Raw genomic sequence first — 26462 nt, forward strand, 5'->3', positions numbered from 1 at the left:
TATGATATTATTAATATCTCAGCCTTGATTTTTTTCAATCTCATATTACTTTAGAAAAATGGGAAAAGTGACATGTATATCATTACAGGAATTTAGCGATTCAAATGAACGAGAAACCTACAGGGGTTCTGATAGAGAAACCATTTTAGAGTTTGGCAATGCTTTGCTACAAAGTCAGATGAAGATTGAGTCTCTTCAATTGGAAAACGAAAAATTAAAAGAACAAACGTTACTTATAGAAGAGATTACAAGTCTAAAAAGCATGTTAAAGCCTATTAACAAGGCTCTAACATCTAAAATTTCAAACGTAAAGAAAAAAGAAACAAAAGAAGATGTCATTGCGACCTTTAGAGCGAATCAGTTACTTAAATAGCTGCTCTTGGTGGCCTTGGTTGTTGATTAATTTCTTGTTTTAGTTCTCTTAGGTAGTTTTCGGTTTGCTCTTCACTACTGTGTCTGTTTTGAAGTTGAAGTTGTGCAATTGTCCAACCAGCCTTGTAAGCTTGGATGTTACCTGAGTGCTTTAGTGAATATAAAGAGTACTTAGCATCCGCAAAGATTGTATCACTCTTTGAGGCTTGCTTATCCAGCTTATCCAACTCTCTTGAGAATTTCTTGCCAAATTGATAATTGCTGCTCTTATCTAATGATGGAATCAAATCTTTCGTAAAAACATAGTATTCCTGGCATTCTTTTTTGCTGATTAATTCATCCCAACCTAAGTTACTATACTCTTCAACCAATATAGGATCAATATACAATTCTTTAAAGCGTGAAGCCACTTTCTTATTTTTGGTAATATCAACACTCAAGTCAAAGTAACCTTGCTTATAACGCTTAATATGCTTTACCTTAATTCTTCTTATTTCAGAGGGTCTGAGAAAGGAGTAAAAGATAGTTTTAGCAATTATTCTGATCAGATTATTAGGTGGTAAAGTTCGCCTGTAATGTGGATATTCAATTACTTGTTCCGCAGATAAGAAATCAAAAACACGTTTAACGTCAACTTCATTGAATGGTTCAAACTTATCAGTTTCTTCGGTCACTTCAACATCTTCAATGTTACCAATGTAATGTGTGAAGTCATAACGTTTAGCAAAGAAGTTGAAAAAGGATTTGATAAAACCTAAATTGCTGTTATAGGTAGAAGCACCCCAGATACCAGCATTTAAGTACTCTTGCATGAAGTTAAACACATCTTGCTTAGTGTACTTGTTCACTTTGTAATTATCAATTTTTGATCTTACACAATAATCTTTGAAGGCTTTAAAAAAATACTTGTAAGTAACTGCAGTGTTCTCCTTGTTTTCCGCACCTGTCTTCCCACCTAACGTATCAGTTTTGGTTGCTAAGAAGGTTTCAATTGCTTCATCTAGGCGTGGTACTTTTGATTCATCTGCAGCATCCTCAAGTACATCCTTCAACGTTACCTTACTAAATGGCGCAATTGCTTTTGCGGTCTTTGGATCTATACCATTGCTTAGATCTGCGTTACAGGCAGAGAGAATTGCCTCACCAGTTAGGATTCTTTTTTTAATAGGTAGCTTCAACGCATCAGAGTTGTTAAGCTGTTTGGTGTAGAACTTTATAGGTTTCCATTTTCCAACTTTAAAATCCCATAGAGAGTAATAAATATACCAATCACCTTTATTTGGCGTTTTTAAAACTGCTGCTGATTTAAAGTGTTGATTACTAACAGGTGGTAAAATATAACTTTCACCATCAACTAATATTTGCGATATTTGAGACATTAATTAATTTTTAAACAAAGAATTTTTCTACAATTTTCTACACACCACTAAAAAAGTGGCTTTAAAGTATGATAATGACAAAGATAAAAAATTCTGTAATTTTGGGCCATGTATAATAAAAGTGATATTGAATTAAAGGTAGCGGAATTTTTATTACAAATAAAGGCAATTAAATTACAACCTAATAATCCTTTTACTTGGGCATCTGGTTGGAAGTCGCCAATTTATTGCGATAACCGAATTACCCTTTCCCATCCTCAGGTTAGAACTTACATCCGTCAAAAACTTGCACAGGCAATTCAGGAAGAGTTTGGTTCGGTTGATGTTATTGCTGGAGTTGCAACAGCCGGAATTCCTCAAGGTGTACTGGTTGCTCAGGAACTTGGTCTTCCATTTATTTATGTAAGAGCAAAAGCAAAAGAGCATGGAACCGGAAGTTTAATTGAAGGTGAAGTGATAGAAGGGCAACGTGTAGTGGTAATCGAAGACCTAATTTCTACAGGTAAAAGTAGCTTGCAGGCTGTTGAGGCATTAAGATCTGCTGGTTTATCTGTTGCTGGCTTAGCTGCAATTTTTACCTACGGATTTGAAAAAGCTGATGAAAACTTTGCAGCTGCGAAATGCCGTTACTTAACTTTATCAAGCTATGGTGCATTAATTGATTATGCTGCTGAACATAGTATTATTGCAAAAAATGATATGGAGCTACTTAGCAAATGGCGGTTAAACCCATCAGAGTGGGGCCAAACTTCTAGCTAAGATCACTTTACTTCAAACCAATTATCTAAAAATTTAAAAAAATATAATGACTATTATCGAAAGCGCTGTGGAAGTGAATAAACCCGTTGCCGAGGTTTATGCTTTTCTTTCCAATATGAACAATCATCAGAGATTGATGCCTGAAAATATATACAATTGGGAATCTACCGAAGATGAAGCACGTTTTACCATTCAAAACATGGCCAAATTAGCAATTGCGATTACCAACCGTGTTGAAAATCAGGAACTAACGGCGACTCCAACGGAAAAAGCACCTTTCGAAATCGAATTAAAATGGACTGTTGCAGAAAATGGCGACGGAACAATTGCAAAACTCATCATTTCCGCAGATCTGAATATGATGATGAAAATGTTAGCCTCAGGTCCTTTGCAAAAATTAGTAGATCACCAAACGGAGCGTTTACAGCAAATTTTAGGATAGCTTAAAATCCTGAATCTTGCAATCAATTTAGCGGCCGATTAAGATATAGCGAAGATTTTTCTTCGCTTTTTTTATGCGAAGAAATTTCCAGCGGTATTTATCTATATATTTTTTTAATACCTTAGTTTTGGATAAGCCCTAAACTATGAGATTTAATTTCCTTAAAATATTCACACTGCTCCTATTTATATTCCTCGATTTAAATGCAAGAGCACAATCATTAAAAGCTTTAAAAACCGAATATCTGACGCAACCAATTGGTTTAGATAACGCTCAACCTCGTTTTACCTGGCAAATGAATGATGATAGCCAGGGCGCAAAGCAAACAAAGTATCGTATTTTAGTGGATGTTGATTCAACAGTGTTAATAAAAGAAAAAGCCAATTCATGGAATACTGGCTGGATCAAATCAGATCGCAATCTTGTAATTTATTCTGGACTTCCACTAAAACCTTTTACTAAATATTTCTGGAGGGTAGACGTAACCAATAGTAGCCAGAAAAGCTTCGGTAAAATAGCGAGCTTTGAAACGGGTATGATGAGCATAAGCAACTGGCAAGGTTCATGGATATCAGATAATGAAAACGTAAAGCTTAAACCTGCCCCCTACTTCAGGAATACTTTTAATACTTCAAAAAAAGTGAAATCGGCCAGAGCATATATTGCTGCTGCAGGTTTATATGAGTTATCAATCAATGGAAAAAGGATAGGCAACCATCGTATGGACCCGATGTACACTCGTTTCGACAGGAGAACCTTATATGTTACTTACGATGTTACAAATGAAATTAATCAGGGTAACAATGCAATTGGCGTACTTTTAGGAAATGGTTGGTACAACCATCAATCTACTGCCGTTTGGGATTTCGATCGGGCACCTTGGCGTAACAGGCCTACTTTTTGTCTTGATGTAAGAATCACTTATGAAGATGGAACAGTAGAAACGATCAAATCTGGAAAGGACTGGAAAACTGCTTTAAGTCCGATTGTTTTCAACAGTATTTATACCGCCGAACATTATGATGCCAGGCTTGAAAAACCTGGGTGGAATACCGCAAACTTCGATGACAAAGATTGGAAAGGGGTTATTAATCGTTCTGCGCCATCCAGAAATATTGTAGCTCAGGCGCTACATCCCATTCGTAATGTTGAAGAAATTACGTCAAAAACATTAAAAAAAATTAATGACACTACTTATCTTTTCGATTTAGGAAGGAATATTTCTGGAGTGAGTGAAATTACCTTAACTGGCCCAGCCGGAACAGTGGTTAAATTAAAACATGGCGAACGTTTATATCCAAATGGAAGATTGGACATTTCTAATATTGACGCGCATTATCGCCCTACTGACAACAAAGATCCATTTCAAACTGATATTTTAATTTTAAATGGGAAAGGCAGGCAAAGTTTTATGCCTCATTTTAATTATAAAGGTTTTCAATATATAGAAGTAACCACGTCAATGCCTATTAACCTTAAAAAAGAGGATCTCGTTGGCTATTTTATGCACAGTGATGTTCCGGTTTCGGGAGCGGTAAAATCGTCTGAAGCCATCATCAATAAGATTTATTCCGCCACCAATAATTCTTACCTGTCAAATCTTTTTGGCTACCCTACTGATTGCCCTCAGCGGGAAAAAAATGGTTGGACGGGAGATGCCCAGATTGCAATTGAAACAGGCCTTTATGGTTTCGATGGCATTACAATCTACGAAAAGTGGCTGGCAGATCACCAGGATGAACAACAACCAAATGGGGTTCTTCCATCAATCATTCCTACAGATGGCTGGGGTTATGAATGGGGAAATGGCCCCGATTGGACCAGTACCATTGCCATCATCCCATGGAATATTTATCTATTTTATGGTGACCAAAAATTATTGGCTAATTGCTATGAAAACATTAGAAAATATGTCAATCATATTGATGAAAATTACCCTTCGGGATTAACGGATTGGGGGTTGGGAGACTGGATTCCGGTCAAATCAAAATCACCTGTAGAATTAACATCAACCTGCTATTATTATGCTGATGTCGTCATCTTAGCTAAAGCAGCTAATATTCTTGGTAAAAAAGCGGATTACGAAAAGTACACTGCTCTGGCAGAAAAAATAAAAAAGGCTTTCAACACTAAATATTTAAATAAATCAACTGGCATTTACGCTTCCGGCATCCAAACAGAAATGAGTGTTCCACTGTATTGGAAAATTGTTCCTGAAGAATCTATTGCCCTGGTTGCCGAAAATCTGGCAAAACGGGTAGCGGCCGACGGTTTTCATTTAGACGTAGGATTGTTAGGAACAAAAGCAATTTTGAATGCCCTTAGCGAGAATGGCTACAGCAATTGGGCATATAAAATAGCAGCTCAAAAAACCTATCCGAGCTGGGGTTGGTGGATGGAGAATGGCGCCACTACCTTATACGAGAACTGGCCGATTGATGCAAAATCTGATATCTCGATGAATCATATTATGTTCGGCGAAATCGGTGCATGGTTATATAAATCTCCCGGGGGCATTAAACCTGATGAAAAGCAACCAGGATTCAAACATGTGATTTTAGATCCGCATATTATGGATGGTTTGAATGCTTTTGAAGCCAGCCACGTTGGGCCTTACGGCGAAATTGTAAGCGCGTGGAAAAGAACGGAAAAAGGCATCAGATACAACATCACGATTCCGGCAAATTCTTCGGCAAGTATGGAACTACCTATTGTTCGCAAAATGCAAATTAAAGTGAATGGAAAAATCAGTAATAATAAAATTGAATTACCAGCAGGGAAATATGTAATAGAACATGAGGCAATATAATACTTGATCAACTTTACCCAATTACAGACAAAAACTCAGCCCAAATTACTTATTATCAGCAATTTAGTCATTAAAAAATCCTTTATACAGACAAAATTTCCGATTCAAAATTCAAAACCGCTATGGCATTTGTTTTGATTCAAAGGAAAATATGAACTTCAACAATTATACAATAAAAGCCCAGGAAGCGATTCAACAGGCTTCTGAAATAGCTCAGGGCAATCAGCAGCAGGCTATTGAAACAGCGCACCTGCTTAAAGGTTTGCTAACTGTTGATGAAAACGTAGTTTCATACGTTCTGAAAAAATTAAATGTTAATCTCAATTCCCTCAGCCAGAATTTGGATGCCGAGATCGCCAAATTCCCGAAAGTAAGTGGAAGTAATGTCTATTTGTCATCAAATACAAATAACGTATTGCAAAAGGCACAAACGTTTTTGAAGGAATTTAAGGATGAGTTTGTATCTGTAGAGCACTTGTTATTAGGACTTTTAGGCGTTAATGATAGCACATCAAAACTTTTAAAAGAGCAAGGTGTAAATGAAAAAGACCTGAAAAAAGCCATTGTTGAATTACGTGGCGATAATAGAGTAACTGACCAAAATGCCGAAGCTACTTATCAGGCTTTAAGTAAATATGCACGCAACCTAAATGAATATGCAGAAAGCGGAAAACTTGATCCGGTAATCGGTCGCGATGAAGAAATTCGTCGGGTAATTCAGATTTTATCCCGCAGGACGAAAAATAATCCGATTTTAATTGGCGAACCTGGTGTAGGTAAAACTGCTATAGCCGAAGGAATTGCCTTTAGAATTATCAAAGGTGATGTTCCAGAGAATTTGAAAAGTAAAACCGTGTTCTCATTAGACATGGGCTCTTTAATTGCCGGCGCTAAATATAAAGGTGAGTTTGAAGAACGTTTGAAGGCAGTGGTTAAAGAGGTTACACAGAGTGATGGTGACATTGTGCTTTTCATTGATGAGATTCATACCCTTGTAGGTGCTGGCGGCGGAGAAGGTGCGATGGATGCGGCTAACATTTTAAAACCAGCCCTTGCCCGTGGCGAATTGAGGGCTATTGGAGCCACTACCTTAGATGAATATCAAAAATATTTAGAAAAAGATAAAGCATTGGAACGTCGTTTCCAAAAGGTGATGGTCGAAGAACCCGATACCCAGGATGCCATTTCTATCCTCCGTGGATTAAAGGAGCGTTACGAAACACACCATAAAGTTAGAATTAAAGACGAAGCCATTATTGCAGCAGTAGAAATGAGTCAGCGGTATATTGCCGATCGTTTTCTGCCAGATAAAGCCATCGACTTAATGGATGAGGCGGCATCAAAACTTCGAATGGAGATGGATAGTGTGCCAGAAAATGTTGATGCATTAGATCGGGAGATTATGCGTTTAGAAATTGAGCGTGAAGCCATTAAACGTGAAAAGGATGATCGTAAAGTTCAGGAATTATCTGAAGAAATTGCCAATTTATCAGCAGAGCGTGATGAGTTTAAAGCCAAATGGCAAGGCGAAAAAGACCTGGTAGATGCGGTGAATAATCAGCTGGAGCAAATAGAGCATTATAAATTAGAGGCAGAGCAGGCTGAACGAGCAGGGGATTATGGCAAGGTTGCCGAAATCCGCTATGGGAAAATTAAAGAAGCCCAAGATCAGGTTGAGAAACTTAAAGTCGATTTAGAAAGTCAGCAGTTGGATAGCCGCATGCTGAAAGAAGAGGTGACAGCAGATGACATTGCTGGCGTGGTTGGCCGTTGGACAGGTATTCCGGTTACTAAACTGATTGCCAGCGAGCGCGAGAAATTGCTTCATTTAGAAGATGAGCTCCACCAGCGTGTTGCCGGACAGGATGAAGCAATTGAAGCCATTTCTGATGCCATCCGTCGTTCGCGTGCAGGCTTGCAAGATAAGCGCAAACCGATAGGTTCATTCATTTTCTTAGGTACAACAGGTGTAGGTAAAACGGAATTGGCGAAGGCATTGGCGGAATTTTTATTTAATGATGAAAATGCTTTAACCCGGATTGATATGAGCGAATATCAGGAACGCCATGCGGTTTCCCGCTTAATTGGGGCGCCTCCGGGCTATGTAGGTTATGATGAAGGCGGACAACTAACAGAAGCTGTTAGACGGAAACCTTATTCTGTAGTGCTGTTAGATGAAATTGAGAAGGCGCACCCTGATGTATTTAATATTCTGCTACAAGTTTTAGATGATGGCCGTTTAACTGACAATAAAGGCAGAACAGTGAATTTCAAAAACACCATTATCATTATGACTTCTAATATTGGTGCACATTTAATTCAGGATAATTTTAAAGACCTGAGCGATGAGAACCGCGATGAGGTGATTGCAAAAACTAAAAATGAACTTTTTGAGGTATTAAAGCAAACCATTCGCCCGGAGTTTTTAAACCGTATTGATGAACTGATCATGTTTACGCCATTAAACAGAAGTGAAATCAGGAATATTGTTGCCTTACAATTTAAACAGGTAAAACAAACCCTGGCAGAGATGGGCATTGAAATGGAGGCCAGTGATGAAGCGCTAGATTGGTTAGCCCAGTTAGGTTACGATCCCCAATTTGGTGCAAGACCTTTAAAAAGGGTCATTCAGAAACGTATTTTGAATGAACTATCTAAAGAAATTCTTGCTGGCAAAATAGATAAAGAAAGCAAAATTAAGTTAGATATGTTCGATCATAACTTTGTTTTTCTGAACCAAAAACAGGATTAAATTTTTAAGTATCAAAAAGACTCTGATTAATTAACGTGATCAGAGTCTTTTTTTTGGAATAGGCTCAAAGAAAATAATTTCAGGTTTTTTTACCCGGCTTAATTTATTCTAAACTCTAATATATCTCCTGGCTGGCATTCTAAAACCCGGCAAATGGATTCGAGCGTTTCTAATCGAACTGCTTTAGCCTTACCGGTTTTTAAAATAGACAAATTAGACATGGTAATGCCTACCCGTTCACTGAGTTCAGTAAGCGACATTTTCCTTCGGGCAAGCATCACATCTAAATTTATAATTATTGGCATAAGGAATGTGATTTAAATGGTCAGTTCGTTTTCCTGGTTTATGATTATACCTTTTTTGAAAACAAAAGCAATAGTGAGGAGTGTTAAGCCAAAAATGAGCAGCCATATCTCAAAGTCGACGTGTTTAATGATATCGCTTATTCCCAAAGTTTTATTACCCACTTCGTTTAAATAGCCTATCAGATTAAAGCCAAACAGCAAGAATGGAATAATGGTACAGTAGTACCCCATTCTGCTTAATCGGCTTGCGTTTTCTTCGTTAAACACTTTTCCGTTTTGTACAGAGTTGATGAAATGATAGAGGTACACCAACACCCTTAGCGTAAAAAAGCAGATTAATAACGATAAAATCACTTCCGTTAAGCTACTTTTACCTGGATTACCTGCAGCATTATAACCGTCCCTAAAGCCACGTGCAGCATCATCGAAAGACAATAATAATGCGCTTGCGAGCGTAATAACGTAGGCAGTTTTTATAGCTAAAATTTGATGTTGTGTTTTCATATTGATGCTAATTAATTTATTTTCTTCAGGTTTGTCTATTGAGATTAGTTTCATGTATTAAATTCTTTAAATACTCAGTTGATAATTTTAGCAGACCACTCTTGTCATCTATTTAGATGAGATAAGCAGCGCAAGAACTTACACTAAATAGAAAAATAAAAATTTTATCATCAAACTAATAGTTATCTACTAAGCGTCAAATTTACATTACAATATTAGCAAAAATAAAAAATATTTTAGTTATAAATTAATATATATTTATTGAAATACAATAAATATATATTAATATTCAAATATTTTGGATTTACTGATTAGAACTATGTCAAAAACTTTATTGGAATGATTTTTGTTATAAGTAAAAGTGTAAAAAACAAGTGCAAACAGCAACATTTTCAGTATTTTATCCTTTCGGATTGGCGTACAATTTCGTAACTTTGCACACTTCAATAATTAAAGAGCACACAAAACGTATAAATGAGACAACTCAAGATAACGCAATCCATAACCAACCGTGAAAGTCAATCACTTGATAAATACTTACACGAAATTGGTAAAGTAGATTTAATAACAGCAGAGGAAGAGGTAATTTTAGCAAGAAAGATTCGTGAAGGCGATCAGGCTGCATTAGAGCGATTAACAAAAACAAACTTGCGTTTCGTAGTATCTGTTGCAAAGCAATATCAGAATCAAGGCTTAACCTTAGGCGATTTAATTAACGAAGGAAATTTAGGTTTGATCAAAGCAGCAAAACGTTTTGATGAAACAAAAGGTTTCAAATTCATTTCATATGCAGTATGGTGGATTCGTCAATCCATTTTGCAAGCCATCGCAGAACAAAGTCGTATTGTACGTTTGCCATTGAACCAGGTTGGTTCACTAAGCAAGATCAGTAAAGCTTTCTCTAAATTAGAGCAGGAATATGAGCGCGAACCTTCTCCTGAAGAATTGGCAGATATTTTAGAAACAACGGTTGATAAGATTTCTGATACCTTAAGTAACTCAGGTCGTCACGTATCTATGGATGCACCTTTTGTTCAAGGTGAGGAAAATACATTGTTAGATGTATTGGAAAACCATGAGCCAAATACAGATAGTTCATTAATTAATGAGTCACTTTCTGAAGAAATTAAGCGTTCACTGTCTACTTTAACAGAAAGAGAAAGAGAAATTATTGTATTGTTCTTTGGACTTGGTTCAAACCATCCACTATCTTTAGAGGAAATTGGCGAGAAATTCAATTTAACCCGCGAACGTGTTCGTCAGATTAAAGATAAAGCACTTCAACGCCTTCGTCATACTTCAAGAAGTAAAATATTAAAATCATACTTAGGGTAATACTTATTACCTTCATTGAACTAAAAACGGATCGACAAATTGTCGATCCGTTTTTGGTTACAGGCTTTTTAGGTTTTTTCCATACATTTAGATATGTCGATTAAGCTCTTCAAAAAATCTATAATAGTTTATAAACCTATTGTATTCTGGAATATTCTGGTCGATATCATCGTTGGTATTTTCTTCATTATTGATGGGCCTGGAAAGCCAGGCCCATACGCCATGGCCTTGTTGATGAAACCTATCAGTTGGGGATTTTCCTTAATTATAGAGCGATTTTTTCTTCACAAACACACGATCTTCTACAAAAATATGGGATTAAGTTTTAGAAAAATATTTCTAAATCTTGTATTCTTTGATCTGCTCTTCCTTTTCTTTATTGTTATTTTATGTCTTTTATGCAGGGATTATCTATTGACAGCGTTGCCCACCGATTTAATGAAAAAGCAATTTTAAATGGAGTTTACCTGAATTGCAAAATTGGTGAAGTTGTAGGTTTGTTAGGCAGAAATGGCTGCGGAAAGTCGACTTTATTAAAGGCAATATTTGGGATTCTGAATGTTGATTTCAAACATCTGAAAGTGAATGGGGAAATCGTTTCTAAAGGCTACTCATCCGGAAAGATTGCTTATTTAACACAGCATAACTTTATTCCAAATAAATTGAAAGTAAAAGATGCAATAGCAGTTTTTTGCAGTAAGCATAAAGAAGCAATTGTTCAAATCCCCTTTATTGCTGAAAACTTAAACAAGAAATTCCGGGACTTTTCTGGAGGAGAGAATAGACTCATAGAAGCTTTAATTATCATTTACAGTAACGCTGACTTTGTACTTCTGGATGAGCCCTTTTCACAGTTAGCACCACTATTAGTAGATGAAGTTAAGCAGCACATCAATCATATGAAGCTATTTAAAGGATTCATTGTGACCGATCATTATTACAAATCAATTCTGGATATTTCAGACAGAATTATATTACTTCACAACGGATGCAATTATAAAATAAATAACACTGATGACCTGATCCTTCACGGCTATTTACCTGGTCATTAGCTAAAACGAAAAGAACGTATCCTGTTGTAACTTTCGAATAAAATGGCTGGATTATTCTTAATTGCTAAATGGCAGTTTATTGTTTAGGGATTATTCTATTAGTTGTGTCTTCACCAAGCAACCTTATCTCAATCTATTTACGCTGTTTTCCCCGTTGGCTAGACAACAAACCGATAGATACACAATGGCCGGTGGCGCAAAGACCGAACGCAATTACACCTGCTCTCGATTCAACACTTATTTTGCGCATAAAAAAAGACCGGCATTCCGATCTTATACTATTTATTTAAATATTAGTGCAGCAACAATTAAAACAACAAATGTTTTACTGTTAAGCCGTTATTAATCAATTGTTTTAATGAATCGATCCCGATTCTTAAATGTGTCTCTACATATTTCTCCGTAACACTGCTATCACTTTCAGCTGTCTTCACACCCTCCGGAATCATAGGTTGATCTGAAACTAATAATAATGCACCGGCAGGAATTTTATTTGCGAAAGCCGTGGTGAAAACGGTGGCTGTTTCCATATCAACCGCCATAGCCCTTAAGGTTTTCAAATACTTCTTAAATTCTTTATCATGCTCCCAAACCCTGCGGTTAGTGGTATAACAGGTTCCCGTCCAGTAATCTCTTCCATGATCACGAATGGTAGTGGATATCGCCTTTTGTAACGCAAAGGCTGGTAATGCAGGAACCTCTGCCGGAAGATAATCATTTGATGTTCCCTCTCCCCTGATTGCTGCAATAGGAAGGATTAAATCACCTAACTGGTTTTTCTTCTTCAAACCGCCGCACTTACCTAAAAACAATACGGCTTTTGGCATAATCGCGGTTAACAAATCCATCATGGTTGCCGCCAGCGGGCTTCCCATCCCAAAGTTGATAATGGTGATTCCATTTGCCGTAACACTTTGCATAGGTTTATCTAAACCCATAATTGGTGCATTGTCATTCCATTCAGAAAACATGCTTACATATTTGCTGAAGTTTGTTAACAAAATATAATCACCAAATTGATCCAATGGACGCCCGGTATATCTGGGCAGCCAATTTTTCACAATCTCGTCTTTAGATTTCAGTCCAGATTTAACCGGACTTTCTACCTCTTTCACTTTTTTTGATTTCTCTACGATGGCCTCATCTTTCTTAACGTCTTTTTCTTCATTCATAATTCAATAGCTTTGAGCATAGCGCCAGGCGCTTAGCGTTAACAATTATTATATTAAAAAAAATCCCTCCCGATACTTGGGAAGGATTTGATTTTTATGCGGCTTGTAACTTTTTAAAGTCGGCCTTTTCAAATTTTTCTATCGCATAATCGAGATTGATATGCAACTCCTTGACATCTGTTTGAGTTGGTGTATCGAACATCGCATCAAGCATAATGGCTTCGCAAATTGATCTTAACCCACGGGCGCCCAATTTATATTCCATTGCTTTATCAACAATAAAATCTAATACATCATCTTCAAATACCAAATCAACTTCTTCATAAGCAAAAAGCTTAACATATTGCTTAATCAACGAATTTTTCGGTGCAGTCAGGATATTACGTAAAGACTCTTTATCCAACGGATTTAAGTGAGAAAGAACCGGAATACGACCAATTAATTCAGGTATTAATCCGAAAGATTTTAAATCTTGTGGTGTAATATACTTATAAAGGTTTTTAAGATCTAGAACGGTATCATCTTTCTTTATTTTGTAACCTACTGCCTGCGTACGTAAGCGATTGGCAATTTTACGCTCAATACCATCAAATGCTCCACCGCAAATAAATAAGATGTTATTTGTGTTTACCGGAATCATTTTCTGATCTGGGTGTTTACGACCGCCCTGTGGTGGAACATTCACAACCGTACCTTCTAAGATTTTAAGCAATGCCTGTTGTACACCTTCACCAGATACATCACGTGTTATAGATGGGTTATCGCTTTTCCGGGCCACCTTATCTACCTCATCAATGTAAACGATTCCGCGTTCTGCTGCAGCCACATCGTAATCAGCTGCCTGCAATAAACGGGTAAGAATACTTTCTACATCTTCACCAACGTATCCTGCTTCAGTTAAAACCGTTGCATCGCAAATACAAAAAGGTACATGCAAAATTTTCGCAATGGTTTTAGCTAAAAGCGTTTTTCCCGTTCCGGTTTCACCAACTAACATGATATTCGATTTTTCAATCTCAATCTCATCCTTATCTACTTTCTGATTCAGACGTTTGTAGTGGTTATAAACGGCTACAGACAATACTTTCTTCGCATCATCCTGGCCAATTACATATTGATCGAGGTGTTGCTTAATCTCTAAGGGTTTAAGCAAAGAGATTGCATCCTGAATATTTTTCGTGTTCTTCGTACCCAATTCCTGAGCAAGCAATTGATTGGCTTGTGTAACACATTTATCGCAGATAAATGCATCCATGCCTTCAATTAACATTAAAGTTTCATGCTTGCCAGAATGGCAGAATGAACAACGAGATTCTTTATTTTGTTTCGCCATTTTTTCTTGCGTTTCTCGATAATACCTCATCAATCATACCAAATCCTTTTGCTTCTTCAGCACTCATCCAGTAATCACGATCTGAAGCTTTCTCTACCCAATCATAAGTTTGACCAGAGTGCTCTGAAATAATATCGTATAATTCTTTTTTCAATTTTAACATCTCTCTTAAGTTGATTTCCATATCAGATGCCACACCTTGTGCACCTCCTGATGGCTGGTGAATCATTACTCTTGAGTGCGGTAATGCAGACCGTTTTCCTTCTGCGCCTGCCACTAATAAAACAGCCCCCATTGATGCTGCCATACCTGTACAGATTGTAGCTACATCAGGCTGAATGTACTGCATTGTATCGTAAATACCTAAACCAGCATAAACTGAACCGCCCGGAGAGTTAATATAGATCTGAATGTCTCTATCTGCATCTGTTGATTGCAAGAACAACAACTGTGCTTGAATGATGTTTGCATTCTGATCATAAATCGCATCTCCTAAAAAGATAATACGATCCATCATTAATCTCGAAAACACGTCCATTTGTGCAACATTTAACTGACGTTCTTCAATGATGTACGGTGTCATGCTCTGCGGATTTACATTCGCCTGAGAAATAAATTTATCTACGTGTAAACCGCCAATTCCCTGATGTTTAACGGCAAATTTTCTGAATTCTTGTGAATCTATGTTCATTTTATGAGTTTTTTAGCAGAGGGCATAGAGCTTGAATATCCTGTCCCCACAGTTTCTTGAATAATAAAAAACCAAAATATAAATAATATTTTAATTATAGTCAGTTAGTCAAAGAGTATACCACATCAGATTTGCTGACAATATAGCACCTCCTATTTTAAACTCTTCGAAAAACTGGAAATCATCCTGGCTAAAATATCCAAATCTTCTAGTAAATCTGCCAGATCCTTGTCAGAAACTAATAATCTTAAATTTAAGACCAGTAGAATATTGGCATTTTCAAAAATAGATCGGTGCGCATAGTTTAAAAACCTTTTGAAATCAGGATTAGAGTTCGATCCCGAGCCTTCTGCAATATTATTAGATACGCTAAGAGCAGCCCCTCGAAGCTGCTCTGCGAATCTAAATTTTTTCAATTCTTCTAATTTCTCAGAAATATCTATCAGCTTATTGCCTACTATTATAGCTCTTTGCCAAATAAGTAAGTCTTGAAATCTAAATTTTGCCATCAGGCAAATTAAGATTTTAAACTGATTTTACATCATGGCATTCAAAGCTTAAAGCGCTCTGCCCTCTGCCAACTACTTTTTATCCATCTCCACAAACTTATCGTAATCAATATCTTTTTGTGCTAACGTAACAATAGATTTGATTTGTTCGAAAGTTTTTAGGGCTTTCACCTCTTCGAAAACACGGTTTGCATTTTCTTTTTCCTGTAAGAATTGAACAGCATATTGTGCCAACTGATCTTCTGGAAGTGGAGCTGGGCTATACATCCTGAATTGTGCATCTAACTTCGCTTTAGCCGCCTGAACAACGTCTTCATATTTAATTTCGATGCTGTTATCTTTAATGATTTTATTTTCGATTAAAGTCCACTTAAGGTTCTTAGCGAAATCATCATAACCTTCAGCCAATTCTTCGTCGGTTAATTTTTCGTTGGTTGCTTTTAACCAGCGACGTAAAAATTCATCTGGCAATTCGAAAGTATGTTTTTTCAAAAGGTCTTCATAAATATCGTTAGATAATTTACGTTCCGCATCTTGTTTAAACATGCCTTCCACTTCTTCCGTGATTTTTGCTCTGAAAGCAGCCTCATCCGTTACTGAACCATCAGGGAAAATTTTATCATAAAACTCCTGGTTTAAATCAGACTCCTCTAAACGGTTCACATTTTTAACTGTCAACTGGAAATCTGATTGCAAATCAGCAGCATCTTCTTCAGAAATATTTAAAGCTTTTGCAACTGCAGCATTGTCATCAAGCGCTTTCGTGATATTGATGGTTACCACATCGTCTTTCTTCAAACCCACTAAGGTTTTCAAAATGGCTTCGTCTTTAATTAAATCTAAACGCAAGGTAGCCGTATTGGTAATTCCACCTTCAAAAACAGCACCATCAGCACCCAATTGTACCAATTCTGCATATAATACATCACCTTCAGCAGCTACCTCAGGGTTAGTCATTTTACCATAACTGCGACGAATATTTTTGATCCGGCTTTCTAACGTTTCGGAATCAGCTTTGATTACATATTCAGTAAATTGATCTTTAGAAGAAATATTTACATCAAAAGCAGGCGCTAAGCCTAACTCGTAATCAAATTCGAATTCGTCTGTATTATCCCATTTAAATTCGCGCTCATTTTCTAACTGTGGTAAAGGCTGACCTAAAATCTCTAATTTTTGCTCAGCAATGTAGTTAGATAAAGTATCGTTTAACAAGTTGTTTACTTCTTCAACCAGAATACTTTTGCCATACATTTTTTTAATGTGTGCAGGTGGAACCATCCCTTTACGGAAACCAGGTAATTGTGCTTTTTTAGCCTGGTCTTTGATTGCCTTTTCTACTTTAGCACTATAATCGGCAGGTGCGATTTTGATTTTTACAACAGCATTTAAGTTGCCGGTTTTTTCCTGTGTAATATCCATTTTTTTCAGATATGAGTATTGAGATGTGCGATCAGATTTGAATCTTAAGATATGAGATTTGAAACAAATGGCACATATCTTTCTAATTTAACAGCACATCAATTTTTGTTAATCAATGTTTTTAAAAAAAACGAAGCCGTTTCGATTTAACTCAAAACGGCTTCATTATAGTGCGGATGAAGGGACTCGAACCCCCACGCCGTGAAGCGCCAGATCCTAAGTCTGGTGCGGCTACCAATTACGCCACATCCGCAGTTAGGATTTTGTAAGGACTGCAAAGATAGAAACAAGATTGAATAATCAAAAGGTATACAACTTATTTTATCTATTATTTTCAATCAAAAAAGCTAAGTCATTAATTTAGAGCGAGAAAAATTTTATTTAAAATGATTCAGAAAAGCAGTTTTGGTGCTAGTCGGTTTCAGCAGTCCCGCTTTTTGCTTCAAGCCCGGTAGAAAAAACCGGGGCTTTTCGCGGCAATCGGGTTTAATTAACCAATGATCTTGCTACTGGTAAAATTTAGATTTCCAGAAACTGCAGCATCTAAAAAGCAAGATCAATTGTTTAAAACTTAATTAAGGTTACATCTAAAAATTCAGGCCCGCCATCTAAAGGATAGCCTTTAACTTTCTTCCCTTTTACGGTAACCTTTCTATTCATGTACTCATCCAGGTTGATGGCGCTGCTTTTCAGGGCAAAAGTTTTATTTTCGGTTGTTAGCAAGTGGGTACCATATTGAAAAGTAGTTGCCCCTATTTTCTGAATAGTTCCGGTGGCAGTTGCCTGGGTTGCCGTATTCGAATCTTTAAAAGAAGTGCAGCCAGAAAAAATGGCGATAAACAATGATAATGCAAGTATTTTTTTCATAGTACCTAAAACGAAGTAAAGTTGTTTAACGCGACAATTTATGGAAACCTTGCGGGATTTTTCAATAAAGTTTCTTCTGAAATTCAAAAAAATACTGTACCGCTTTTACCAAACGACTCCCATACCAGCTAAACATTTCCCCATCAACCAGCATAATTTTGGCGCCGGGAATAGCCGATTGAATTTCTTCAATATGTTTGGAATCAAAAGGATATGGTTCTGAAGAAAGCAGAATCAGTTCACAGTTTAAACTTTGCAGTTCATCCAATGTAATCTGAGGATACCGATCTTGCTGAACAACATTTGTCATCCCGTTGAGGAGCAAAATATCATCAATAAAAGTATTTTTTCCGGCAACCATGTATGGCTTACGCCAAATCAGGTAAGCAATCTTTTTGTCGATTTTATTTTGCACGGCAAGTGTTTTCAAATCATTAAAACCCGCCGATATCAGGTGATTAAGATAACTTGCTTCTGGCTCCCGATCAACCAATGCTCCTATCTGGCTAATGGTTTTTATGGCATCATCCAACGTAAAAATATCGCTCATCCAAACCGGAAAAAATCCAGACAGTTCTTCAATATCGCTTTGCGTATTCTCTTCCTTATTTCCAATAATTAAGTCTGGCTTTAAATCTTTTATTAAATCAATATTAAGCTTTTTAGTGCCCCCAACTTTAGTACGCCCGGCAAACTTTTCTATCGGATGAATGCAAAATTTCGTCAAACCGATTATTTCTTGATCTAAGCCTAAATCAAAAAGCAATTCTGTTTGCGATGGTACAAGAGAAATAATTCTTTTAGGTGGAAAACTGATTGTCATCTCCCGCCCCATTTGATCGGTAAAAGATTTATGCATAACGCAAAGGTAACTTAAGCAGTCGAAAAACATTCAGCCTCGGTTTAGAGTTATTATTTGAGCTACTTAATTCATTATTTATGAAAAAACTAATTCCCACTATACTCCTGATTAGCATTTTATCAAACGTTAAACTATTTGCTCAGGAATCTAAACTTATCGAAGTTTTATCTTCTGGTAAAAATCAACCTATAGGCGTAACTGTTTCTGCTAAAACTAACCGATTATTTGTCTCTTTTCCGAAACGTGAACCTTATTTATACGGGTTAACAGAAATAGTGAATGGACAAAGAAAACCATTTCCAGATAGCGAATGGAATAAGGTTGACACCATTGATACTAAAAACCATTTTGTTAATGTACAGGATTTGTATGCTGATAACGATAACTTTCTTTGGGTCTTAGATTCCAAGCCAGCAGGTAGTGCTTCAATTTTTGGAGGCAGCCAAACGCAAAAGAAAGATGGTCAGTTTAAGTTACTGCAAATCAATTTAACCAATAACAAAGTGGTGAGCGTTTACCATTTTGAAGATCTGCCAAAAGACAGAAGTGCGTTAAACGATGTAGTTGTTGACCATGATAAACAACTCGCTTATCTATCAGATCCAGGTTTAAGTGCCATCGTAATTTTAGATTTGAAAACCGGAAAATCAAGGATTGTTCTTCAAAAGGATAAATCTACAATGGCCGATCCAAATTTTGTACTGCATTTAGACAACCGGGATGTGGTTGATGATTCAGGAAAGCCATTCAGTTCGAATGTGAATGGAATAGCACTGACCAAAAATAATGAATATTTTTATTTCAGGGCTATTAATCAAACTAAACTTTATCGCATCAAAACGGCGGTTTTAGCTGATGCAAAATTGGCAGAGAATGACCTCAGTAATGCGGTAGAAATGGTTGCTGAAACTGGTGTTAGCCATGGAATGATCGCTGATAAAAAAGGAAATATTTTTTTAAGCTCATCGCCAGATTATTCGATCAAATATGTAAGTCCGGATGGTAAATTACATACACTTGTTACTGATAAAAGGCTGAGCTGGCCCGATTCTTTTGGCATTGGTGATGATGGCTATTTGTACCTGAGTTGCTCGCAATTAAACAGGCAGGAGAAATACAATAATGGTAAGGACAGAACAGACTATCCTTACCGGATATATAAAGTTAAGTTACCTTAAACAGCTGCAATCGCAATATCATCTTTGATCACACCATCGGCAATATTTAGAATCCGAGTTCCATATTGTGCATTTTTTTCGGAGTGCGTTACCTGGATAATGGTGATGCCATCTTCTTTATTTAACTTTTGAAACAGCTGCATAATTTCTTCAGCCTGAGTAGATTGAAGGTTGCCAGTTGGTTCATCAGCCAGGATAATGGACGGTTGGGCGGCTAAAGCCCTTGCAATTCCAACCAATTGCTGTTGCCCGCCAGAAAGTTGATTCGGAAACAAGTCTTTTTTGGCAACAATGTTAAAGCGATCCAATAAATCAGCAATTCGGCTTGCTCTTTCCGCTCCCCCAACTTTTTTGTAAAGTAGCGGTGCTTCAATATTTTCGTAAACGGTCATTTCATCAATCAAGTGGTAAGCCTGAAAAACGAAGCCGATGTGATTGCGGTAAAGTTCTATTCGCTTACGCTCGTTTAGCGTGGTTACATCTTCACTTAAGAATTCGAAGGTGCCGTAAGTAGGCTCTTCTAACATGCCCAGAATATTTAATAGTGTTGATTTGCCTGCACCCGATGGCCCCATAATGGATACAAATTCACCTTGTTTAATGGTGGTGGTAACATGGCGCAGCACATAATGTTTTATGCCTTTGCTGGAATAGTATTTTTCGATGTTTTTAAGTTCTATCATTTTATTTTATTATCAAGTAATTAGTATCAAGATTGTTTAAGAAGGGGTTAGAAGGTTAGGAGTTTAGGGGTTAGAAAGGATATGACTAAGTAGCCTAAATCAATTATCATCTTTTATATTTTCATTTAAAAGCCTTGTTAGCATAAACTTTAACCTATTCTAACCCATCTAACCTCTTCCATACTTTCATTTTAAAGCTTTGTTAGCATAAACTTATAACCTATCCTAACCCATCTAACCTCTTCTACATTTTCATTTAAAAGCTTTGTTCGTATAAACTTATAACCCATCCTTACCCCTCTAACCTCTTCTATATTTTCATTTAAAAGCTTCGTTCGTATAAACTTATAACCTATCCTAACCCATCTAACCTCTTCTATATTTTAATTTAAAAGCTTCGTTGGTATAAACTTATAACCTATCCTAACCCATCTAACCTCTTCTATATTTTCATTTAAAAGCTTCGTTCGTATAAACTTATAACCTATCCTAACCCATCTAACCTCTTCTATATTTTGATTTAAAGCTTCGTTCGTAGAAACTTATAACCCATCTAACCTCTTCCATACCCCTTTAATCATATTTAAGTGCTTTAACAGGATTAGCAATCGCAGCCTTTCTCGCCTGAATGCTTACTGTTAGAATAGCTATTATTATAGAAACTGCGGTTGCCAGAAAAAATGGAAAAATGGGCATATTTATCCGATAGGCAAAACCGTCTAGCCATTTTTTAACCAGGACGTAGGCAATAGGCCAGCTGATCAGATTTGCAACAACCACTAAAATTAAAAAGGATTTATTCAGCAGATTGATGATTTCGATGTTAGATGCACCCAAAACTTTTCGAACGGCTACCTCTTTTGTTCTGCGCTTTGCCACAAAAGTTGACAATGCAAATAGGCCCAACAGGGAGAGTGAAACAGAAATTAAGCTAAACAGGATGATCACGTTCATGAAGCGGTTATTCTCTTCCAGAATTTTATTTAATGAGTCTTTCATCGTAACATACGACATTGGATAATCTGGATATAAGGCTTTCCATTCCGCCTCAATCTTTTTGATCACTTCGCCACTATTAACATTATCAAACCGAACCAACAAATTATTGGTGCTAGACATGCCCCCTAAATGAGTAACCTTATAAATGGTTGGAAGAACGGTTTTATCAAAACCTTCATTATGGTAATCTTTAATTACGCCAACGATCTGAAAAGTGTATTTTTCGTTTTCTCCCTTCACATCATACATTTTACCAACAGGATGTTTATCGATCAATTTAGCCGCGCTTTCATTAATAACTACCGAATTTATGGTATCCTGTTTATATTCTTTAGCGAAAATTCTTCCCTCCAATACTTTAACGCCAAGCGCCGGCAAGGCATCGATAGTTACCGTAACGGTATTTAAGGCCACCTTGCTATCTTTATAAGTAATCTCTTCTGGTATATTGAAGGCATTTCCCAACACCTGTGTAGTGGTAGCAACGTATTTAACTCCCGGCACCTTTCTTAACCTTTCAGCAAATTTTTCTTCGTAGTTAGATTTAATATTGATCAAATTTCCTTTCTCAAACCCTAAATCTTTGTTACTTACATATGTTGTTTGCTGGTACATCACGCCGATGGCTATGATGAATGTAACGGAAATCACAAACTGAAAAACAACTAACATATTGCGCAATGCGGTTCCTTTTAAACCACTTCCGTAACTACCCTTCAATACAGAAACCGGATTGTAATTCGATAATACCCAAGAAGGATAGAAGCCAGCCAGCAAGGTAACCACAATAAACAATACGATTAACTGTGAAATCATCATCCATAACCTGGCATTGTGCCAAAAACTTAATGTGATATTAAAATTCTGATTAAATGAAGGCAACACTACTTCAACCAACACCACACATAAAAATAGTGAGGTTATGCTTTGCAGAGCAGATTCCAGTAAAAACTGTAAAAGCAATTGACGCTTGTTAGCACCTAAAACTTTTTTTACACCAACTTCTTTAGCCCTTTGAACAGATTGAGCGGTTGCCAGATTTACAAAATTGATTACCGAGACTAATAGTAAGAAAACTGAAATACCCACTACAGGTTTCAACTTATCTTTCCAGCTCATTTTTAATGATGGGTTAGCATGAACGTCTGCTAATTGTATTGCCATCAACCCTGGCGTTCTACCGTCTTTATAATAATCATTGTAATTCCTCTTCTCTTTGGCAAATGCAGCTTTTTTAGCATTCACGTAAATATTTTGCAACGTTTTATTAAGCGCTATGCTATCTACCCCTGCATTCATCCGGGCGTAAACCTGGCAAAAGTGCTTGGCCGTAACATTATCTGGGTCTTTATCCTTATTACCCGTCCTCATTATAGCATTAAAACCTACGGTTTGTGGCGTTTCAGGTTCTTTTACTACACCAGTGATGGTTAGGTCTTGTCCGGGATCGCTCCTCCACAATACGATCTTTAAAGTTCTACCCAAAACCTTATCTGTACCAAAGAGCCTTTTGGCAACACTTTCTTTTAATACAATTGATTTTGGCGCACTAAATGCAGTTAGCGCATCACCTTGCAAAAACTGATATTTAAACACGCGGAAAAAGCTACTGTCTGCATCCTTAATTTTTTCAATCATTATTGGATCAGCATGATCAATCTTTACTGAATAACCAGTATTCCATTCCCATTCCTGATCTACCCTGGTTACCGAGATGGCTTGTGGAATATTTTCTCTTACCAAAGCGGCCATTCTACTATCGGTAGCATCTTGCCAATGCTCCTTGTTATCAGGAGTAGAAAAATCATGTTTTTCGCGGATTTGATAAACGTTCTTTAAATCCGGCGTCCAGGTATCATAACTTTCTTCGTGATTAATATATAACATCATTAACACAAAAGCAGTTAATCCAATGGCTAAACCGCCAATATTGATGGCTGTATAAACCTTATTTTTAAAGAGGTTGCGCCAGGAAATTTTTAAGTTGAGTTTGAACATCGTAGTATCGGGTAATTAGTAATGGGTAGTTAGTATCAAGTTCGAGTAGTTAGAAGCAGGTAGTTAGTAGCGAGTAGTTAGTATCAAGTATTTTAGTATCGAGTATCAAGATTAGGTAAAATTGGGTTAAAAATTTAATGAATAGATTAATGGTTAGCGAGTTAAGGACCTCACCGTGAGTAAAGTTTTCATCTTTATAAATGATGAGCTTATTTGATAAATGCATAAATTTTATTCTTTGTCTTATCATAATTTAGTTTACATCGAATCATCTTTAAAATCAAAATGTCTATTCCTATTTTTAAATCCTCTAACCTATCTAAACAATGCTCACCAACCCTAAACAATTAGATCATCCCTAACCCATCTCCGCCGCTACTCATATTTAAAATCCGCTAACCTATCTAAACAACGCTAACCCACCCTAAACAATTAGATCATCCCTAACCCATCTCCGCCCGCTACTCATATTTAAGCGCATCAATAGTATTTGCCCGGGCTGCCTTAAAAGACCGAAAGCTTACTGTGATTAAAGTAATCAACATGGAAATAATCATGGCGAATACAAATGGCCAGATGCTTAATTCGATTCGATAAGTAAATGTTGCCAGCCATTTAGAAACTAATAAATATGCTAGCGGCCAGGCCACTACATTTGCCAGAAAAACCATTAATAGAAACGTGCCATTTAGCATGCGTACTAATTCTAAAGTTGATGCGCCGAGCACTTTCCTAATGGCCATTTCTTTCGTTCGCTGGGTGGCTACAAATGATATCAATCCGAAAAGACCAATAAAGGAAATGAAAATAATTACGCCAGCGAAAACTTTAAAAAGTGTTCCCATAATACGTTCCAACTCATAATACTGACTAATATCATCATCAACAAAGGATGAACTATAGAAATTTTCGGGAAAGGTTTCATTCCAGATTTTTTCTATTTGCGGCATTATAGCCATGATCTGTTTGCTATCCATTTTAACAGCCAGGTTACGGTAGTTTTCTTTTATCGGTGCGATTACTACTGGCGATATCGGCTCGTGCAAACTCAGGTTATTAAAATCTTTTACTACACCTACAATAGTCCCCTTTTTGCCCCATATGGTGATCTGTTTACCTAAAGCTTCATTAAAATTTACCACATTTAGCTTTTTCAATGTGGTTTCATTTACCACCAGTTCTTTGATGGTATCGCTTTTAGAAAAGCCTCTTCCAGCAACAAAAGTTAACCCAAATGTTTTGAAATAATGCTCATCAGCAAGTTTTGTATTGACCTGAAAGTTTGCACTTTCAGTACCATTATATTTGAAATTGCTTTCGTTATTGTTACTGGAAGATGGAGGTGTGCGGCAAAAACTGGTGAGCAGCACCCCTGGAATCTTTGACACCCGCTCCTGCAAAATATTGTATTTTAAAACACTCAGGCTATCATTTCTGACGCTTACCATCGCTATAGCCGATGGATTAAAGCCCAATGGTTTCTCTCTCGTATATTTCATTTGATTTAAGACTACCACCGTACCAATGATCAGAATAATGGTAATGGTAAACTGAAGCACAACCAACACTTTGCGTAAGCTTAAACCTCCTGCATTTGCAGTAATTTTATTTTTGATCGCCAGAGCGGGGCTAAAACCCGACATAACCATTGCCGGATAAAAGCCCGCAAGAAAACTGACCAGAATGACTAATCCAATCATAAATACAAAAATGACAGGATGTTGAATGATACTGAAAGAAATGTTTTCATTAAACAAACGCTTCATTCCAGGTAAGGCAGCTTCCGTTAAAACACAGGCAACAAGCAAGGAAAATACACTTATCGTTAGGGTTTCGGTAAGAAACTGAAATACCAATTGCTTCCTTAAACTGCCCATTACTTTCCGAACACCAACTTCTTTACTTCTGCTTACTGCTTGTGCCGTAGCCAGATTTATAAAGTTTATGCAGGCAGTTAGTAATAAAAATATACCGATGATCGCCAGACCGTAAAGTTCTTTTTTAGGAACAGTTTTATTTGCGAAATTCCCCAAACTTTCATTATAGTGAATATCATTGAGTGCCTGTACACTTATTTCTTCTTTCGAAGATGCAGTTTTTTCAAAGTATTTTGACGAAAATTTTGGCAATAAACTACGAATCTCTTCAATTGAAACGCCGTTTTTTAATAAGAAAAAACACTGATCATTTGAAGAGGTATTTCCCCACTTTGTAAACTCCTCATCCTTATACCCTTGAAAGGTTTTATAAGAAACCACTATGTTGATAGGAAAAGAGCTGTTTTCTGGCATATCCTGTAGAATGCCGGTAACCCTAAAATTTTCCCTATTCTGGTAATTAATTGTTTTACCTACAGCCTGATTCCAATTGCCGAAAAGTTTTGTGGCCATTTCTTTTGATAATACCACGGTATTGGGTTCGCTTAATGATTGAACCGGATTGCCTTGCAACCAATTAAAACTCATGATTTGGAAAAATTCAGGTTCAGCATAAAAAACATCTTCCAGAATTTTAACGCGTTCTTTGCCAGCATCGTCTTTCACCTTTATGATCCCCCCATCCTGGCGAATGGCACCCACTTTTTCGATTTGATCTTTGAAGTCGTTTCTTAAAGCAGCCGGTGCCGGTTTTGGTACGCCTTCTGATTCATAAAACCCATCTGCGGAAGTCCAGTTTGTAGTGATCCGATAAATTCTATCTTCATTTTTAAAATCCTCATCAAAACTCATTTGGTATCGGATAAAAATAAAAATCAGAATACAGCTCGCCATCCCGATGGAAAGACCAAGCACATTAATAAAAGTATAACCCTTGTTCTTCCAAAGGTTCCGCCATGCGATTTTTAAGTTGAGTTTTAACATTTTTTAGTATCAGGTCGTTAGTACTTAGTATATATTATCAGGTAGTTAGTATCTGGTATCAAGACTGGACAGGGTTAAGGATTTATTGGGTTAACGGGTTAGAAGTTTAGCAATGATTAGATCATAGTTGCAAGTTTTTAATATCAAATATCAAGACTGGGTAGGGCCGGAATGTTAT

21 protein-coding genes and 1 tRNA gene are annotated in these 26462 nt (G+C 36.8%); 8 read left to right on the forward strand and 14 right to left on the reverse strand.

From position 1 onward, the window contains the following. Positions 1 to 58: 58 nt before the first annotated feature. Complete coding sequence (locus SOM16_RS16785; protein WP_320465154.1) at positions 59 to 373, forward strand: hypothetical protein; 315 nt, start codon at positions 59 to 61, stop codon at positions 371 to 373. On the opposite strand, the gene SOM16_RS16790 is transcribed toward SOM16_RS16785, so the two are convergent. Further along, the gene (locus tag SOM16_RS16790; protein WP_320465155.1) at positions 366 to 1751 is read right to left on the reverse strand and encodes a site-specific integrase; all 1386 of its coding nucleotides are present in this window, start codon (positions 1749 to 1751) and stop codon (positions 366 to 368) included. The genes SOM16_RS16785 and SOM16_RS16790 overlap by 8 nt on opposite strands. Before the next feature lie 108 nt (positions 1752 to 1859). On the opposite strand from SOM16_RS16790, the gene pyrE reads away from it, so the two are divergent. The 4 genes from pyrE (at position 1860) to clpB (ending at position 8513) form a co-directional block, all read left to right on the forward strand. Continuing rightward, positions 1860 to 2510, forward strand: coding sequence for an orotate phosphoribosyltransferase (gene pyrE, locus SOM16_RS16795; RefSeq protein ID WP_320465156.1), 651 nt, complete (start codon positions 1860 to 1862; stop codon positions 2508 to 2510). 46 nt (positions 2511 to 2556) lie between these two features. After that, positions 2557 to 2952 carry an SRPBCC family protein gene (locus SOM16_RS16800; protein WP_320465157.1) on the forward strand — a complete coding sequence of 132 codons (396 nt, stop codon included), beginning with the start codon at positions 2557 to 2559 and terminating at the stop codon, positions 2950 to 2952. Between the two features lie 145 nt (positions 2953 to 3097). Further along, positions 3098 to 5761 (forward strand): alpha-L-rhamnosidase, encoded by a 2664-nt coding sequence (locus tag SOM16_RS16805; RefSeq protein ID WP_320465158.1) that lies wholly within the window; start codon positions 3098 to 3100, stop codon positions 5759 to 5761. Between the two features lie 151 nt (positions 5762 to 5912). Continuing rightward, on the forward strand, positions 5913 to 8513 hold the full coding sequence (clpB, locus tag SOM16_RS16810; RefSeq protein WP_320465159.1) for an ATP-dependent chaperone ClpB: 2601 nt from the start codon (positions 5913 to 5915) through the stop codon (positions 8511 to 8513). A 98-nt stretch (positions 8514 to 8611) separates the two neighbouring features. Here the strand turns inward: clpB and SOM16_RS16815 are convergent, their stop codons facing one another. Next, positions 8612 to 8818 (reverse strand): helix-turn-helix transcriptional regulator, encoded by a 207-nt coding sequence (locus SOM16_RS16815; protein WP_320465160.1) that lies wholly within the window; start codon positions 8816 to 8818, stop codon positions 8612 to 8614. Positions 8819 to 8830: 12 nt separating this feature from the next. After that, positions 8831 to 9376 (reverse strand): DUF2975 domain-containing protein, encoded by a 546-nt coding sequence (locus tag SOM16_RS16820; protein WP_320465161.1) that lies wholly within the window; start codon positions 9374 to 9376, stop codon positions 8831 to 8833. A gap of 420 nt (positions 9377 to 9796) precedes the next feature. Between SOM16_RS16820 and SOM16_RS16825 the strand changes: the two genes are divergently transcribed. Both SOM16_RS16825 and SOM16_RS16830 read left to right on the forward strand, forming a co-directional pair. After that, positions 9797 to 10657: a sigma-70 family RNA polymerase sigma factor gene (locus tag SOM16_RS16825; RefSeq protein WP_010601359.1), complete on the forward strand. Its 861-nt coding sequence runs from the start codon at positions 9797 to 9799 to the stop codon at positions 10655 to 10657. Positions 10658 to 11046: 389 nt separating this feature from the next. Beyond that, on the forward strand, positions 11047 to 11709 hold the full coding sequence (locus SOM16_RS16830; RefSeq protein WP_320465162.1) for an ATP-binding cassette domain-containing protein: 663 nt from the start codon (positions 11047 to 11049) through the stop codon (positions 11707 to 11709). 308 nt (positions 11710 to 12017) lie between these two features. Here the strand turns inward: SOM16_RS16830 and SOM16_RS16835 are convergent, their stop codons facing one another. The 8 genes from SOM16_RS16835 to SOM16_RS16870 form a co-directional block, all read right to left on the reverse strand. Further along, positions 12018 to 12881 carry an AMP nucleosidase gene (locus SOM16_RS16835; protein WP_320465163.1) on the reverse strand — a complete coding sequence of 288 codons (864 nt, stop codon included), beginning with the start codon at positions 12879 to 12881 and terminating at the stop codon, positions 12018 to 12020. A 94-nt stretch (positions 12882 to 12975) separates the two neighbouring features. After that, positions 12976 to 14244, reverse strand: a complete 1269-nt coding sequence (clpX, locus tag SOM16_RS16840; RefSeq protein WP_414692267.1) for an ATP-dependent Clp protease ATP-binding subunit ClpX — start codon at positions 14242 to 14244, stop codon at positions 12976 to 12978. Then, on the reverse strand, positions 14198 to 14905 hold the full coding sequence (gene clpP / locus SOM16_RS16845; RefSeq protein ID WP_320465165.1) for an ATP-dependent Clp endopeptidase proteolytic subunit ClpP: 708 nt from the start codon (positions 14903 to 14905) through the stop codon (positions 14198 to 14200). The genes clpX and clpP overlap by 47 nt, the downstream gene beginning before the upstream one ends. 152 nt (positions 14906 to 15057) lie before the next feature. After that, the gene (locus tag SOM16_RS16850) at positions 15058 to 15414 is read right to left on the reverse strand and encodes a four helix bundle protein (RefSeq protein ID WP_320465166.1); all 357 of its coding nucleotides are present in this window, start codon (positions 15412 to 15414) and stop codon (positions 15058 to 15060) included. A gap of 72 nt (positions 15415 to 15486) precedes the next feature. Next, complete coding sequence (tig, locus tag SOM16_RS16855; protein WP_320465167.1) at positions 15487 to 16836, reverse strand: trigger factor; 1350 nt, start codon at positions 16834 to 16836, stop codon at positions 15487 to 15489. Between the two features lie 171 nt (positions 16837 to 17007). Beyond that, a tRNA-Leu gene (locus SOM16_RS16860) sits at positions 17008 to 17089 on the reverse strand. 311 nt (positions 17090 to 17400) lie between these two features. Beyond that, positions 17401 to 17703: a hypothetical protein gene (locus SOM16_RS16865; RefSeq protein WP_320465168.1), complete on the reverse strand. Its 303-nt coding sequence runs from the start codon at positions 17701 to 17703 to the stop codon at positions 17401 to 17403. 61 nt (positions 17704 to 17764) lie between these two features. Continuing rightward, on the reverse strand, positions 17765 to 18562 hold the full coding sequence (locus SOM16_RS16870; RefSeq protein ID WP_320465169.1) for a helical backbone metal receptor: 798 nt from the start codon (positions 18560 to 18562) through the stop codon (positions 17765 to 17767). An 80-nt stretch (positions 18563 to 18642) separates the two neighbouring features. On the opposite strand from SOM16_RS16870, the gene SOM16_RS16875 reads away from it, so the two are divergent. Then, on the forward strand, positions 18643 to 19743 hold the full coding sequence (locus SOM16_RS16875) for an L-dopachrome tautomerase-related protein (RefSeq protein ID WP_320465170.1): 1101 nt from the start codon (positions 18643 to 18645) through the stop codon (positions 19741 to 19743). On the opposite strand, the gene SOM16_RS16880 is transcribed toward SOM16_RS16875, so the two are convergent. The 3 genes from SOM16_RS16880 to SOM16_RS16890 all read right to left on the reverse strand — a co-directional run bounded on the left by SOM16_RS16880 (position 19740) and on the right by SOM16_RS16890 (position 26284). Next, positions 19740 to 20426, reverse strand: coding sequence for an ABC transporter ATP-binding protein (locus SOM16_RS16880; RefSeq protein WP_320465171.1), 687 nt, complete (start codon positions 20424 to 20426; stop codon positions 19740 to 19742). The two genes, SOM16_RS16875 and SOM16_RS16880, sit on opposite strands and share 4 nt — an antisense overlap. Positions 20427 to 20999: 573 nt before the next feature. Then, on the reverse strand, positions 21000 to 23423 hold the full coding sequence (locus SOM16_RS16885) for an ABC transporter permease (protein ID WP_320465172.1): 2424 nt from the start codon (positions 23421 to 23423) through the stop codon (positions 21000 to 21002). A gap of 461 nt (positions 23424 to 23884) precedes the next feature. Next, a complete protein-coding gene (locus SOM16_RS16890; protein WP_320465173.1) occupies positions 23885 to 26284 on the reverse strand; it encodes an ABC transporter permease in 2400 nt (799 codons plus the stop codon). Between the last annotated feature and the right edge of the window lie 178 nt (positions 26285 to 26462).

Origin of the sequence: Pedobacter sp. CFBP9032 (genome assembly GCF_034045265.1) — a bacterium.
In the GTDB taxonomy this organism is placed as follows: Bacteria; Bacteroidota; Bacteroidia; order Sphingobacteriales; family Sphingobacteriaceae; genus Pedobacter.